Genomic DNA, 14,516 nt, shown 5'->3' with positions numbered 1-14,516 from the left:
CGCTTTAATAGTGGTAGCTCTTTTTGATATTGTTCGGCAGAGTAATAACCATAAAGGAATGATTTGTGTGTGGTCCATCTACATAGGAAATTTAAAAACAGGGAAGAATCATCGTAATGAAGAAATTTATCTTAGCTTTAGCAATAGTAGCCGTCGCCGGACTATTGTATTTTTACTACTCAGAACACGTCTCACCCGATAAAAACACTAGTCTCAATAGCACCTCACCGGCAAAAAGCGACAAGGGGAGTGACACTGTAATTCCAACTACGGGCAAAAAATCAGCCTCACAAAAGCTCAAAGAACTAACCACAGCTAATGCCCAGTGCAAAGAAAGTCGTTTGGATTTTAATAGTCAGGTTAGAAATATCCATCAAATTCTGGTTCAGGCACTCGAACAAGAATTAAGACATGGTAAAACAGTGCGCGAGCTATTGAGTTATTCTGACCAATATAAAACGTTTTACCACAGCTATGAAGACTTACTTCTGCAAGCACAAACCAACATAGAGTCTGAAAAATACCAGTTCACCACGTCTCCCGGGATCTTAAATCATTGGCGCGGTCTATCAGTCATCGACAACTTTTCGGCTGAAAACCTGCCGATCATTGTGCAAGGATTACAGGGATTAGAGGGTAAAGCTCTGGGCCTAAGCATGAACTTTGCTCTGAACAGCGAGATGACTAAAACAGATATATTCGCCTTGCTCGAAAACGATGAAACCTTTAATACCTATTTGCAATCTCCTCTCGCAGTGAACGGCAGCCTGGTATTGTCACCATCTATTTTATTTGTATTGTCGGGACAAAAATTAAGTCTTGAAGAATTCGAACAAGCCGTATCGTTAAAAAATTTCAACGTTAATGATGTTGCTGCTGCCATTCGCAACGATTTGCCGTATGACTATTTAGCTCTTCTTATAGAACAAACCACCGCACTGGAAGATATGCCGGTGATAGCACAAAGCCGTCATGACGCCTATGCAAATTTGGCTGATCTGGCGGCGGCCAGACATAACGTAAAACTGCTTCAACTATTAGCAACTTATGGTGTGCACCCAAGTAACGAGTTAGGCATCATCACAGGGCTGGATATAGCCATAATCAATTTACCTGATGAACCGGATGCTTATACCGATGCAGAGCGCTTACCGGATAGATATCTGGCGACGATAAACTACCTCATGGATAAAGGCTACAAAGCGCATGGCTTTGATTATGAAATCAATAACGAACCTACCATTATCTTTGAAGCGCCAAACAGACAAACTTTTCAATTATTCCATCAACTGGCACCAGACATTAAAAAAGCGCTGCGTCAGGCAGATCTTGTCGAGACCAGTTATTATATACAACAGGTTCCAGCCGATAATTCAAAGGTATCTAAGGCAATTGACGCTGTGGAGCAAAAAAAAGCCGCGTTAAATGCGCAATCAGCGTCTTGTGCTTCGATAGAAAAAGCATTGTTGGCTGAAAAAGGTTTTATGGATCACCGTGAAGTCTATGCGCTGATTAAACGTATTGCGAAAGAAGGTGGCAACACAGCTGAAAGATTACATGATATTGATCCGGTGCTGGTTAACTTATGGCGCAAAACCTCATTACAAGGTTACACAGGCCAAAACGGACAAAGTGACTTTGTTGCAATGCTCAAAGCGCAGCAGTTTCAAAAAGCCCTGGATTACAGTTCATCAACGCCACTGACTGAAGCTGAAACCGATAGTTTGATATTTGCACTAGTACAACATACAGAACAAGCCCTACCAATCTGGCAGGCCAGAGTAAACCCATTGCCACCATCAGACCTGCTGATGTTTCAGCACCTGTCGGTTATCAACTGGCAGAAGCTGAAAAATGAAGGCTTCGATTTTGGTGTTAAAGATAAATTTGGCAATGATCTGTTCACTGCTGCCGCGTTAAGTTCCCCGGAAGCAGTAGAACTTTTGTTAAACATTGATCTATCGCCGGTGCTGGATAACCTGGGAGCGGATGCTGTCGATCTGTTACTCGAAGACAGTTACAAAAATGGCCAGCTTCATGAAAGCCTGAGTCTTCTCATTCCAGCAATAAAAAACGTTGAGCCCAACCATTACGCTAGAGCTGCCAGACTCAAAAAGTTCTTTCCTGGTGAATATGAAAAGCTAGTTCAGCTCGATGACCGTTTTGAAGTTGCGAGAGGTACAAAAATGAATGAGTTCAGATGGAGACGTTATTAACTTCAGGCTTTTAAATGATCACAGTTATATACTCGTATTCTACATTCCTAATGTAATCTAGCTATTATTGGCCGTGGAATTAATAGCTTGGCACTGCAGCAGGCATTGGCGATTTCAGGCATTGTGAAATCTGCTTTTGCCCCCAGATTTAGTTTTTCACAGTTTAAAAAAAGGCCCACAAATGACCCGACATTTTGAACAAGCAGATGGTTTATGTGAAGAGAAGGATCCGGCAACAAACGGATTTGTGTTTAACCAAACCATGCTGCGTATTGCCGATCCAGTCCGTTCACTGGACTTTTACACCCGTATAATGGGCATGACGTTATTACGCAAACTCGACTTCCCGGAAATGCAATTCAGCTTGTATTTTCTTTGCGCCGGTGAAGACTTCAGCGATATCAGCGATGATGTTGCCAAGCGCACTGAACAGACATTTGCCCGTCCGGCAATGCTTGAGCTAACCCATAACTGGGGCGATACCGCAGAATCAACAAGCTATCACAACGGCAACAGCGATCCCCGCGGGTTTGGTCATATCGGCTTTCATGTGCCTGATTTAGAAGGCGCCTGTCAGCGCTTTGAAGAGTTAGGTGTTGAGTTTCAAAAACGTCTGGCCGACGGCAGCATGAATAACCTCGCCTTTATTAAAGATCCGGATGGTTACTGGATTGAAATTTTTGATGCAAAAGGCATGGCCGCCGTTAATTAATAGCGGATCAGCGCGGCTAAGTGCACTTCTTGATGACAGCTTTGTGATGATGGCTTTGTGGTCGCGGCTTTTGAAATAACGTTGTGCTGAACCGGGCGAACACTGTTTGTATAGGTCTGCGTTGCAATAACGCAGCCCTGCAAAGCGTGTATCGAGTCGCCCGCTAAGCGGTTGGTCGCTCAGGTACCTGCGGGGATCGTTGCATTACTGCGGTAACGAAAAGTCCCCTCGCCAAAGGCCAGCAGGTTACCCTGCTCATCTTTGACCTCCCCCGAGGCGCTGTAAATTTTGCGCCCTCGGGCACGCACCCTGCCGGTTGCTGTGACGACACCGCTATTGCACTGGCCGGTAAAGGTAGTTGTTAGCGACAACGTGACCGAACGCCTGATAATTTTCTCATCCGGAAAATATATCCCGGACTGGGCACAGGCAATATCCAGTAAGCCCGTGAGCACGCCGCCATGAATTACGCCAGCCATATTCAGATGCTTCGCTGTCACCTGCATTGTCAGCGTGGAAAATCCCAACCCCCAATCATGATGCTGATAATCCAGTACCTTATGGTAGCCGGTTTCCATCAGCTGGTAGGCAATATCAGGCAGTGTACCTGACTGATTATTCAGCATCGTTGTGCCATCCCAGTACTGATTTCACCTCGAGGAAATCTTCCAGGCCGTATTCGCCCCACTCTCGGCCATTGCCGGATTGCTTATAACCACCAAAGGGGGCCTGCAAATCGGGCTTGGCATCATTTAAATGCACCATGCCGGTTCGCATCTGACTGGCCACGAGTCTGACTCTGTCTACGTCAGTACCCGACACATAACCACTTAAACCGTAAGGGCTGTCGTTAGCAATACGCACCGCGTCGGCGTCATCCTCGTAGCCAATGATGACCAGTACCGGGCCAAATATTTCTTCCCGCGCTATCGTCATATCATTGGTGACATCGCTGAAAATGGTGGGTTTTACGTAGTACCCGGTCTCAAGTCCTGCGGGTTTACCCAGTCCTCCGCAGAGCAGTGTGGCCCCTTCATCGATGCCTTTGGCAATCATTTCCTGAATTTTCTCAAACTGGCGTTGATGTGCCACGGGGCCAATGCCTGTTTTATCACTGGTAGGGTCGCCCACCGCCTTTATTGATGCCTCTCCCACCGCTTTCGCCACCGCAAGTGCTTGTGGCAGTAAACTGTTTGGCACCAGCATACGGGTAGGCGCGGTACAGGTTTGCCCGCTGTTGGCAAACACCGCTTTTATGCCGTTGGTAACAGAGCGGGTGATGTCGGCATCGTCCAGAATAATATTGGCCGATTTACCGCCCAGCTCCAGTGCCACACGCTTTACCGTGTCGGCAGCGGCTTTGGCAACCTGAGTACCGGCCTGAGTAGAACCGGTAAACGAGATCATATCAATATCGGCATGGCGGCTCATGTAGTCGCCAATTTTTGCCCCGGCCCCCTGAATTACGTTAAACACCCCCGCGGGAACACCTGCCTCGTGGAGTATTTCAGCCAGTAACGCCGCACTCAGGCTGGCATCCTGACTGGGCTTTAACACAATGGTGCAGCCTGCGGCGAGGGCCGGTGCCACTTTGCATATCACCTGATTCATCGGCCAGTTCCATGGCGTGATAAGGCCCACTACGCCGATGGGCTCCTTACGTATTTCTGTGGTGCCCTGACGCTGGCTGAAGGCAAAGTTTTTTAACACGTTCAGCGTGGCTGCAAAATGACCGAGGCCCATAGCAGCCTGGGCACTTTGACTCAGCGATGCCGGCGCGCCCATTTCCTGGGTAATGGCTTGTGCAATCTCGGCAAAGCGCTTTTTATAACCGCCAATAATGCGTTCAAACAATGCCATACGCTCTGCAACCGGTGTCTTCGACCAGCTGCTGAATGCCCCTTTCGCGGCGTCGACAGCGGCATCCACATCACCGGTATCGCCCATGGCCACTGTTGCATACTGTTGTTCGGTAGCAGGGTTAATTAGCGGTCGGGTATGGCCATTGAGCGGCGCCACCCATTGGCCATTGATATAAAACTCTGTAGTGTTGGCATTCATGTGATGTCCTTTATTTGCTAATTCAAAGCCGCCTGATGCGCAGGTTGACGCAGTTCAGTGAGTATATTTGCACCCGGCTCATCGACGTACAAGGCGTTTACGGCCTGCGGACGAAGCGCTTGTACTTTTTGTTGGTTGATAGAGCGTTTATCCGACATTTCACCACTATCCATACAGGGCGGTGTGGTTAATATTAATGCCCGCTCAATACACACAGACGCGCCGCTGTGTTGCTCATTATGTTGCCGGAGCGATGTTTGAATACGCGCCATCACTCTGGGGTGTTGCGCCAGTTGTTCGGTGCTGGCTTCTGCCAAACCAAACACCCGGCGTACCACATCTTCATTTAGCCAAATCAGTAGGCCCAGATAGGGTTTATCCTGCCCCGTGATCACCACATCAAACACCAGTGGTGCCAGCTCACTGAGCAAATCAATACGTAACATACTGGTGTGTACCCAGGTACCATTGAGCAGTTTAAAGTCTTCGCTTACGCGTCCGGCAAACTGCAAACCCAGCAGCGGTTGCTCAGGATCAAGCCAGCGCACTGCGTCGCCGGTATGTAAATATCCTTCATTGTCGAACGCCTTACGGTTAAGGTGCTCGCCGTTATAATATCCGGGCGTAATCTGCGGCCCTTTTACGCACAATTCATACTTATCGTCTTGCGGAATTAACTTTAACGTTGCCCCGGGTAAGGGTAACCCAATGCTGCCCATCTTGCTGGTAGACCAATGCACAATAGTGGTAATTGCGGTACTTTCAGTGGCGCCCAGCGCTGTGATCATAGTAATACGCTGGCCGGTTGTCCGGATAGCCAGCTGCTGGAAATGATCAAAGGTTTCCTGTGGCATATCAGAGCCCCCATAACTGCACCACTCAAGCTTATGGAAAAACGCTTTACGCAGTTCGTCATCACGCTCCATGGCATCCACCAGTAACGCATACACCGCTGGTACAGTGGTATAGCTATTCAGTGTGACGCTTTTTATGTTTCGCAGTGTTTTTTCAAAGAGTCCTGGCAGTGGTTTACCGTCGTCAATATATAAAGTACCGCCATTTTTGATTACCCGGTTAACGTTTTGATTGCCCCCATAGGTATGATGCCAGGGCATCCAGTCGAGTAAGATGGGCGGGTTATTGACCTCATCAACATCAATAATGGTGAGCAGTGAAGCCTGGGTGAAACACAAATTAGTGTGCGTATTGATGACCCCCTTGGGGTCGCCGGTAGAGCCGGAGGTAAACAATATTTTAGCAACGTCGTCGCCTTTGATCCGCGCAATCGACTCGGCAACGGCCTCGGTTACCGTCGTTGTTACGGCATCAGCGAAGGACACTGCCCCAATATCATCCGGCGCACTGCCCTCGGCGTACAGGACAGTACAATTGTCTAACGACAACGCCCGCAGGGCGCGGCTGTAGTGCTCAATATTTTGCACAAAAATAACTTTAGGTGATAACTTTTCAGCAATCGCTTTGAGTTTTGTAAAGTCTTTCGACAGCAACGAATAATTGGGTGAAATCGGCGCTACCGGGAAGCGTGCCATCATACCGGCTAAGTTAACTGCACCATGTTCCAGGGTATTGTGCGAAAGGATCATCATGTTACCAGGCTCGGGACCCAACGATATTAACCACTGCGCTATCGCCTCCGCCTGACGGTCAATTTCCTTGTAGGTAATATGAGTCCACTCGGGGTTATCGCTGCCATCGTCACGTCGCTCTGCTAAAAATGACCGCTCAGGAAAGGTTGCTACGGTGCGTTTGAGCATGGCAATCAAATTCGGGTAGCTGTTTTTTGGCGTGCGACCACAATCTACAATTAAGCAGCCATCCTCGCGACGCGTTACTGCTACTTGTGGTGTCGCCCACGGATTTTCTTTAAAGTCGGGTAAGTCAGTCATATGGCATCTCTTTTTTAGAATTTGCAAAGTCGGGAATTACGGCGATACCTGTAGCAAATGGATTGGCCTGATTGAGACACTGCACGGCAATGTGACGGCGGCGCATGGTGGCAATATCCGTTTCAGCGGCAGTGACCTGCTTGTAGTCGTGCTCAAAATCTAGCCAGTAGTAGTGTCGGTTGCGCGGATCCATTCGTTTATCCACCAGCACATTACGAATACTGCCCTCGCTGCCTTCACACCAGCTGATCCCTTCAACCTGTTGCGCGGGAACCGCCGGAAAATTCACATTGACACAGGGCGTTTTAGGCCACTGACATTGCAAAAGCTGGCGCACAATGATGGCCGTAAACGTGATCGCGTTATCCCAGAATATGTGCTCGGGATGTTTAAACGCCTGACTTAATCCAATGGCCGGCACACCAAACTGAGCAGCCACTTTTGCAGCGCCTAACGTGCCGGAAAAATTCACCGCATCGCCCACATTAGCGCCGCGGTTGATGCCACTTAAGACCAAATCAACGGGCCCTGGCACAATATCTTTGAGCCCCACCAGCACGCAATCTGCCGGCGTACCACTCACCCCATAACGGTGGGTATCGTACGCCTGCACACGCAGCGGCGTATGCAGGGTTAATGACTGCGCTTGCCCTGAACAGTCTTGCTCAGGTGCCACCAGATACACCTCGTCAGCGAGCGCCGCGGCTAACCCAAATAAGTGGTTCAGCCCCACCGCATGAATACCATCGTCATTGGTCAGCAAAACACGCTGGCACAGCTTGTTTGCAAACCTGTCCATGGCCTTGAAATCTGACGGCGCTGTCATACTTTCATGCCCGGCATATTCAACGAGGCGCTGTTGCCACCATCTACTGCCAGCGCCTGGCCGGTAATGTAGCTGGCGTCATCACTGGCTAAAAAGGCAATGGCAGCGGCCACTTCCTGAGGCTGGCCGGCACGTTTTAACTCACAACGCTCACCAAGGCGATGCTCGACGCCTTTTTCCCGGGCGATAGCAAAAAAAGGCGATGTCATGCCGGTTTCTATTAGCCCCGGACATACCGCATTCACCCGGATATGCTTGCTAGCCAGATCGCAGGCTGCGGTCTGGGTAAAGTTGATCACTGCCGCCTTTGACGCACTGTAGGCATTACCACCGGCACCGGAGCGTAATCCGGCGACCGAGGCGGTATTAACAATAGCGCCGCCCGACGGCTGCTGACCCATATAGCGGGCAACATGGGACGTCAACGCCACGCAGCTATACACATTAACTGCCATCACCTGCTGCCACTCGGTGAGATCCTGTTCATCGGCCAGCTTACGACTGCAGGCTATACCGGCGTTGTTGCATAGCACGTCAATTCGCCCGAAGGTATCAAAAGTCGCCTCCACCGCATCGACCACCGCGGCCTCATCGGCAACATCGAGCACCCTGGAAATAACCTTGGTATTCGCCGGGAGATCTTCAGCAGTGGCTTGCAGGCCTGCGGCATGCTTATCCAGCAGCACCAGGCCGGCAATATCCTCGGCGCAAAAACGCGCCGCGATAGCAGCGCCGATACCACTACCCGCGCCCGAAATAATAGCGACCTTATTGCTAAATCGTCCCATGCCGTTAACGCCCTTTTTTGCGATTTTGTTAATTTTGAAAAATGCATCATTGCACAATGTAAATGATTTGTTTATTCTGCTATACGAAACTAGATACCGCAAGTGAAAATAAATGATTATTATTGAATCAATGGATTTACTCAGTGAGTACCGGGGCAAATTACTGGGTAGCAGTCGCTGGCATACGGTTGAACAACGCCTGGTCACGGCATTTGCTGAGGTGACCGATGACCATCAGGGTATTCATCTGAACGCCACCGATGCCCGCGCGGCAGGCTTTGACAAACCGATTGCCCACGGCTACCTGCTGCTATCTTTATTACCAGGCATGGCACAACAGGTGTACAGGGTTAAAGGCGTCTCCAGCAAAATTAACTATGGCCTGGAGCATTGCCGCTTTATCAACCCGGTGATGGTTGGCGCTAAAGTGCAGGCACAATTTGCCCTGCACGACATTCGACCCAAACCTCAGGGCATCCTGTTAACCGTTGATGCCACGCTGAATATTAATCAGCAGTCAAAGCCAGCGCTGGTAGCGCGTACCCTGGCCCTGTTGATCCCATAAGCACTTTAATAAGGATTTATTATGCAAAACTTATTTTCTCTCGCCGGCAAAGTGGCCTTAATCACCGGCTCAACCAAAGGCATTGGTCTGAGCATTGCCCAGCACTATGCGTATGCCGGTGCCAGGGTGGTGATTTCCAGCCGTAAAGCTGAAGTCTGTGAAGAAGTTGCCCAAACACTGAAAGCCGAAGGTTATGAGGCCATCGCGATCCCCTGCCATATTGGCGACAAAGCGCAATTAGAAGCGCTGGTGGCACGCACCCTTGATACATGGGGAAGCATCGATATTCTGGTGTGTAACGCAGCCACCAACCCGGTGTACGGCCCGCTGTCTGAACTGACTGACGCCGCCTGGGATAAAATTATGGACACCAATGTTAAAAGCACATTCTGGCTGTGCAATATGGTGCTGCCACATATGGCTTCGTCTGGCGGCGGCACAGTGATATTACTGTCGAGTATCGCCGCCATAAAAGGGAACGATAAAATTGGCTGTTACGGCATGTCTAAAGCTGCCGAAGCCGCACTTACCCGCAATCTGGCGGTAGAATGGGGCCCAAAAAATGTGCGCGTGAACGCGATTGCACCGGGCATAGTGGTGACCGACTTCGCCAAAGCACTGGTGGAGGATCCCAAGCGCAAAGCAATGGTAGAAAATCAAACGCCTCTGCGCCGCCTGGGCCAGCCACAGGATATCGCCGGCATCGCCCAGTTTCTGGCCAGCGACGCATCGGCTTATATGACCGGCCAATTACTGGTTGCCGATGGCGGCACCACGATAAGTTAGGAGCTCACGTGACGAATCATCAGGCAACACTGGTAGACGTGTTACCGGCGCATAATTTTGAGCAGGCAGCGCTGCAAGCGTACCTAGAAGCGCAACTGGGAAGCACCTTTAGCAGCTTTTCTGTGCTGCAGTTTCAGGGCGGGCAGTCTAACCCAACCTTTAAAATCAGCGCCGACGACCATGTTTGGGTATTACGTAAAAAACCGGCAGGTAAACTGCTACCGTCTGCGCATATGATCAACCGCGAATATCAGGTAATGGATGCGTTAAAAAACACTGCCGTGCCAGTACCAACAATGGTTTGTTATTGCGAGGATCCGACCATCATTGGTACCGAATTTTACGTGATGCAATATATCCCCGGCATGCTGATTGAGCATCCCCGCTGCGACGGCTTACCGGCAACGACAGTCAGCAAGCTCTACCAGAGTATGGCCACCACGTTGGCACGCTTACACAGTGTGGATTTAGCGGCTGTTGGCTTACAGGATTATGCGCGCGGCGGCGACTACTATGCCCGGCAGATCAAGCGCTGGAGCGAACAATACAGCAAAACTTGTGAGCCCCCCGCGGGCGGTGAAGCCGGTGGCGAGGCTATGCGTTTTCTAATGGACTACCTGCCAAAGAATATTCCGGATGATCCGGCCACCTGCCTGGTTCATGGTGATTATCGCATTGGCAACTTGCTGTTTGATGAACAACGCCACGAGGTGTCGGCAGTGCTCGACTGGGAACTTTCCACGCTGGGCCACCCGCTGGCGGATTTAGCCTATTGTTGTATTCCCTATCACCTGCCGGCGAATGACAGCGGTACCAAAGGTATTGTGGGTTTGGATCTGGCAGCACGTGGCATCCCCTCAGAGCAGGCGTTTATTGACGCCTATTGTAAGGCCAGTGGTAGAAGCGGCATTGAACAATGGCCATTCTATGTTGCCTTTTCGATGTTTCGCCTGGCGGCAATTTTACAGGGCGTGTATGCCCGCGCTATCGCCGGTAACGCCAGCTCTGCCAATGCGTTAAACGTTGGCGCAAGAGCGGGTGTGCTGGCTACCACCGCCAAAGCACTGCTCGATTAACACTGCGCCACCGGCGCTCGCTGCGTCAAGCGCCCGCTGGCGAGTATATTGAAGCGATAAGTCTTAACCAAAAAGTATGACCACGGTTTACAACTGCCGCTGAATACTGGCCAGCAGGAGAATCTCCTTACTCAGGTGAAGATAAATGAAATGTCGGTAAATCCATAGTTTAGTAGCATTTGCGCTTGCAGACTCATAATCGGCAGGTCCCCTGTTCAAGTCAGGGTGGGGCCACCATTTTTTCTACTCTTCGACGATAGTTACTACTCCCGAATTCATATAATAAGTGCACCACTCATGGTTAAACGGTGAGGAGAGATCAACTGCCTGTTGGTGGTACCTCTGTGCTACTTATAGATTAGCGTCATCTATTCTAAAGTAACAGTACAATCCACGATTTAATGACTTGATTGAAAATAGAACAGCGTATATATTATATGCATACCTTCGACTAGGAGCATCTCCAGTCACAAATGAAGGTCCCTACGAGCTATGAGTCATATTACAACTGCGCTACGATGTTTTGGGAATCAAAATATTCGTAGCGCAAGTATGTAATGCAAACTGTCGTGAGTTTACTTCTCCCTCTTTCCGCTTTCCATCGTAGCTTTAATGACTTATCAATAGGTCTAGCGCTATTTCAATGTAAATATTTTGTTTCCTTCAACTTGTGATATTGTAAGAAGACCCATCGGCAGAAAATACATCTGAATTGATTTTAAGGAATAAGGTATTTAGGTATGAAAAGGAGCTTTGAAGAAATCTTCATTTCTACATTTCACAACAAGGTTTCCTTTGATGAGTTCTTGACGCTGGACATAGAAAGTGAATTTAAAAAAATCCCACTTCAGAAAAGAACTGTGTATGCTCCTAGCTCGAAATTAAAACAGATCCATAGATTCCTTAACCATGCAGTTTTTGAATACGCAGAATTCAATAAAGACGTTGTTTTTTCATATAGAAAAGGGGAGTCAACAAGAACAGCTGTAAAAAAGCATGCTAATAATCGCGTATTTTACCAAGCAGACATTAAGGACTTTTTTGGAAGTCTCAAGAAGGAAAACATCCTCCATACAATTGAAGTACAACTAGAAAACACTCCTGTTCTCGACATCGTAGATTACAGAGATAGACTCCTGGATTTAACAGTGGTTGATGACCATATACCTGCGGGATTCGCAACCTCTCCAATTTTGAGCAATCTCTGCCTTTTCGAATTTGACAACGCCCTAGAGAATATATGCAAGAAAGAAGAATTAACTTACACCCGATATGCTGATGACATTATAATCTCCTCTCAAACCGATGCTTTTCTACCAGAAATAGAAGAAAAAATTCAAAAATTACTAAGCAACAAGGTTAATCCAGAGATATTTTTAAACCTGGCTAAGAGAAAAGTACAACTGCGAGGTCAACGGATTAAAATTTTAGGCTTCAACATTTTGCCCAATGGTGTAGTAACGATTCCAAATAAAGACAAGAAAAACGTTGAAACCATGCTTCATTTTTTTATAAATGATGAAGAAAAGTTTAAAGATTATGTCAGCAAAAATATCAAGTCAAATAGTGATGGTGACTCGTCGCTCAGGGATATAGGAATTTCTTCTCTATCAGGAAAACTGATATCACTCAATTCGATGGACAAAAATTATATTTCAAAGTTAAAAAAGAAATATGGAAATACGGTCATTGACATGTTTATTAGGAAGTCGGTGAAATAAGATGGACTTTGAAGTAACCATAAGAAATGTACAACACATTAAGTCCCTCGAATTCAAAACCAATCTTGCCATTCATGGCCTAACCTGCCTAGCAGGTGAAAATGGGGTTGGGAAAACGACTCTCATCAGAGCTATACGAAATCTTTCAACACATAGTACTTTCGTAGAGACAGCTGCACCTTACATTTTTAATGATGAGAGCAAGATCTTCTATCAGTGGGCCGATTTTAATTTTGAATTCAGTTTCAATAAAAAACTTTCAATAGTCGATACAAAGCAATACATCAATGAAGATGTTATCGATTCAATTGTTGTAGAACTGGCATTACCTCATGGAGAAAGATTTCATCACTTCAGAAGATTAAGCGATCTTGATGAGGAGATAAGAAGCAAAATTGCCATCGGTGATTATTCCACTCCAGACGATCTAATAGAGTTCCTCAACAGAGTTTATCAAACGACCAGATTCTCAAACTTAAAAAAAGTAAAAATTAAAAATCAAGAATACTATTTTGTTTTAAGGGATGAGGATGAAAGATTTTATATCAGAGAGGATTACTTTAGTTCTGGGGAGTATTTTGTAATAAGTCTATTTAAGCATATTAAAAAGAGAAAGACGCTTATTGTAATTGATGAAATTGACATTTCTCTTGATGCCCGCGCACAGGTTCACTTAATAGAAAGCTTAAGAGAGTTCTGCAAAGATTATGAAGTGAATATAGTTTTCACTACGCATTCCCTTGCTCTTATGAAGACTCTTCTTCCAGGGGAAATTTTCTATATGGAAGCAAATCAAGAATCTGGAAAAACTGAGATTGAATGCCGACCATATGAGTTTGTGAAAAGCGTTATGTATGGGTTTAAGGATTATGGAAAATATATTCTTACAGAAGACAAGCGATTAGCGCATTATTTACACTTTCTTATATCAAACAACGAAAGTACTGTTTTTCATGAATACCAAATAATTCATATTGCAGGCGCTTCACAAGTAGTTGACTTGATTGACCGCAATGAATCCCAGAACTTCTTTTCCAGTAAAGAAAATGTGTTAGCTGTTCTCGATGGAGATCAGCAAGAAGAAAGGTATGTCCAAGACAGGAAAGACGTCCTTTTACTACCTTTCCCAAGCATTGAGAAAGCTATATATGAAAAATATTTGGAGGGAGATGAGCAATTACCCAGAGTTGACTCAATTGAGGGTGGGAACTATAGAAAGAAAGCGAGCAACCTATTTTGGAAATTGACAAGAGTTCACGCTAATACCCAGCATCGAAGTCCTGAATGGCTTTACAACTACCTAGAGGAATTAAAGTCAGAAGAGGTTAGTACCTTTCGGGAAAGTATAATGAAATTCTTAAATATATAGATTGTGGATGCCATGTATTTTGAGCATAAGAAAGCTAACTATAGATAAACTTCCGTAATCTCAGGCCTGAAGTGACCCATCTCTTGTGAAACAGTTTCCAGAGCAACAGCTCGCCTAAACCCTAACGCCATTAATTCGCTCATACGCTCTTGCGCATAGCTATGTCGCAAGCCATGGGCACCAGTAGAGAAAAAGAGAGCACGCTTGGATGCTTTACTAAACGAGTCTGACCATCGCTTCCCTGCCCCAATATCTTAGCGCTGAAGGTAGTTTATTCTTCGGTCTCTGACAGTAACTGGATTGTTAAATCTGCGTTTTTCGAGTTGCACTACCAAGTCGTTAGGAATTATTACGTGGCGTATCACCCCGCCTTTACCCTGAACCGTGTACAGCTGGCCTTCGCGCCCTGACCATTTAAACTCCAAAGCTGGACGCTTATCAGGGATTCGCTCTTCTGCTCTGGCAAGCGTTAGAAACTCATGAGTTCTT

12 protein-coding genes are annotated in these 14,516 nt (G+C 47.2%); 7 read left to right on the top strand and 5 right to left on the bottom strand.

The window, feature by feature from the left end; genetic code table 11:
- Window positions 1-116 precede the first annotated feature (116 nt).
- Window positions 117-2,216 (top strand): hypothetical protein, encoded by a 2,100-nt coding sequence (locus tag OIK42_RS05090; protein WP_273638895.1) that lies wholly within the window; start codon window positions 117-119, stop codon window positions 2,214-2,216.
- Between the two features lie 181 nt (window positions 2,217-2,397).
- Entirely contained in the window at window positions 2,398-2,928 is a 531-nt protein-coding gene (gloA, locus tag OIK42_RS05085) for a lactoylglutathione lyase (RefSeq protein WP_273638894.1), read from the top strand.
- Between the two features lie 179 nt (window positions 2,929-3,107).
- On the opposite strand, the gene OIK42_RS05080 is transcribed toward gloA, so the two are convergent.
- From OIK42_RS05080 to OIK42_RS05060, 5 genes are read right to left on the bottom strand one after another with little or no spacing between them, the layout of a single operon-like run.
- Window positions 3,108-3,554 (bottom strand): PaaI family thioesterase, encoded by a 447-nt coding sequence (locus tag OIK42_RS05080; protein ID WP_273638893.1) that lies wholly within the window; start codon window positions 3,552-3,554, stop codon window positions 3,108-3,110.
- Entirely contained in the window at window positions 3,544-4,989 is a 1,446-nt protein-coding gene (locus OIK42_RS05075) for an aldehyde dehydrogenase family protein (RefSeq protein ID WP_273638892.1), read from the bottom strand. Before OIK42_RS05075 ends, OIK42_RS05080 begins: the two co-directional genes overlap by 11 nt.
- Window positions 4,990-5,006: 17 nt before the next feature.
- Entirely contained in the window at window positions 5,007-6,896 is a 1,890-nt protein-coding gene (locus OIK42_RS05070; RefSeq protein ID WP_273638891.1) for an AMP-binding protein, read from the bottom strand.
- Window positions 6,889-7,722, bottom strand: coding sequence for a 5'/3'-nucleotidase SurE (gene surE / locus OIK42_RS05065; RefSeq protein ID WP_273638890.1), 834 nt, complete (start codon window positions 7,720-7,722; stop codon window positions 6,889-6,891). The genes OIK42_RS05070 and surE overlap by 8 nt, the downstream gene beginning before the upstream one ends.
- Window positions 7,719-8,510 carry an SDR family NAD(P)-dependent oxidoreductase gene (locus OIK42_RS05060; RefSeq protein ID WP_273638888.1) on the bottom strand — a complete coding sequence of 264 codons (792 nt, stop codon included), beginning with the start codon at window positions 8,508-8,510 and terminating at the stop codon, window positions 7,719-7,721. The genes surE and OIK42_RS05060 overlap by 4 nt, the downstream gene beginning before the upstream one ends.
- A 112-nt stretch (window positions 8,511-8,622) precedes the next feature.
- Here OIK42_RS05060 and OIK42_RS05055 point away from each other — a divergent pair, with 112 nt between their 5' ends.
- The 5 genes from OIK42_RS05055 to OIK42_RS05035 all read left to right on the top strand — a co-directional run bounded on the left by OIK42_RS05055 (window position 8,623) and on the right by OIK42_RS05035 (window position 14,027).
- Window positions 8,623-9,075 (top strand): MaoC family dehydratase, encoded by a 453-nt coding sequence (locus tag OIK42_RS05055; RefSeq protein ID WP_273638886.1) that lies wholly within the window; start codon window positions 8,623-8,625, stop codon window positions 9,073-9,075.
- A gap of 21 nt (window positions 9,076-9,096) precedes the next feature.
- Entirely contained in the window at window positions 9,097-9,861 is a 765-nt protein-coding gene (locus tag OIK42_RS05050; protein WP_273638884.1) for an SDR family NAD(P)-dependent oxidoreductase, read from the top strand.
- A gap of 8 nt (window positions 9,862-9,869) precedes the next feature.
- The gene (locus tag OIK42_RS05045) at window positions 9,870-10,937 is read left to right on the top strand and encodes a phosphotransferase family protein (protein ID WP_273638881.1); all 1,068 of its coding nucleotides are present in this window, start codon (window positions 9,870-9,872) and stop codon (window positions 10,935-10,937) included.
- A gap of 740 nt (window positions 10,938-11,677) precedes the next feature.
- Window positions 11,678-12,658, top strand: a complete 981-nt coding sequence (locus OIK42_RS05040; RefSeq protein ID WP_273638879.1) for a reverse transcriptase family protein — start codon at window positions 11,678-11,680, stop codon at window positions 12,656-12,658.
- Window position 12,659: 1 nt separating this feature from the next.
- On the top strand, window positions 12,660-14,027 hold the full coding sequence (locus tag OIK42_RS05035; RefSeq protein WP_273638877.1) for an AAA family ATPase: 1,368 nt from the start codon (window positions 12,660-12,662) through the stop codon (window positions 14,025-14,027).
- Window positions 14,028-14,516: the final 489 nt, after the last annotated feature.

The sequence above is a fragment of the Alteromonas gilva genome (assembly GCF_028595265.1).
GTDB classification, from domain to species: Bacteria; Pseudomonadota; Gammaproteobacteria; order Enterobacterales; family Alteromonadaceae; genus Alteromonas; species Alteromonas gilva.
Note: the sequence above shows the minus strand (reverse complement) of the source record. Positions and strands in the feature narration are given on the sequence as shown.

Excerpts from the sequence above, each read along its gene's own strand:
- OIK42_RS05090 (WP_273638895.1), top strand. The coding sequence starts at position 117 with ATGAAGAAATTTATCTTAGCTTTAGCAATAGTAGCCGTCGCCGGACTA.
- gloA (WP_273638894.1), top strand. The coding sequence starts at position 2,398 with ATGACCCGACATTTTGAACAAGCAGATGGTTTATGTGAAGAGAAGGAT.
- OIK42_RS05080 (WP_273638893.1), bottom strand. The coding sequence starts at position 3,554 with ATGCTGAATAATCAGTCAGGTACACTGCCTGATATTGCCTACCAGCTG.
- OIK42_RS05075 (WP_273638892.1), bottom strand. The coding sequence starts at position 4,989 with ATGAATGCCAACACTACAGAGTTTTATATCAATGGCCAATGGGTGGCG.
- OIK42_RS05070 (WP_273638891.1), bottom strand. The coding sequence starts at position 6,896 with ATGACTGACTTACCCGACTTTAAAGAAAATCCGTGGGCGACACCACAA.
- surE (WP_273638890.1), bottom strand. The coding sequence starts at position 7,722 with ATGACAGCGCCGTCAGATTTCAAGGCCATGGACAGGTTTGCAAACAAG.
- OIK42_RS05060 (WP_273638888.1), bottom strand. The coding sequence starts at position 8,510 with ATGGGACGATTTAGCAATAAGGTCGCTATTATTTCGGGCGCGGGTAGT.
- OIK42_RS05055 (WP_273638886.1), top strand. The coding sequence starts at position 8,623 with ATGATTATTATTGAATCAATGGATTTACTCAGTGAGTACCGGGGCAAA.
- OIK42_RS05050 (WP_273638884.1), top strand. The coding sequence starts at position 9,097 with ATGCAAAACTTATTTTCTCTCGCCGGCAAAGTGGCCTTAATCACCGGC.
- OIK42_RS05040 (WP_273638879.1), top strand. The coding sequence starts at position 11,678 with ATGAAAAGGAGCTTTGAAGAAATCTTCATTTCTACATTTCACAACAAG.
- OIK42_RS05035 (WP_273638877.1), top strand. The coding sequence starts at position 12,660 with ATGGACTTTGAAGTAACCATAAGAAATGTACAACACATTAAGTCCCTC.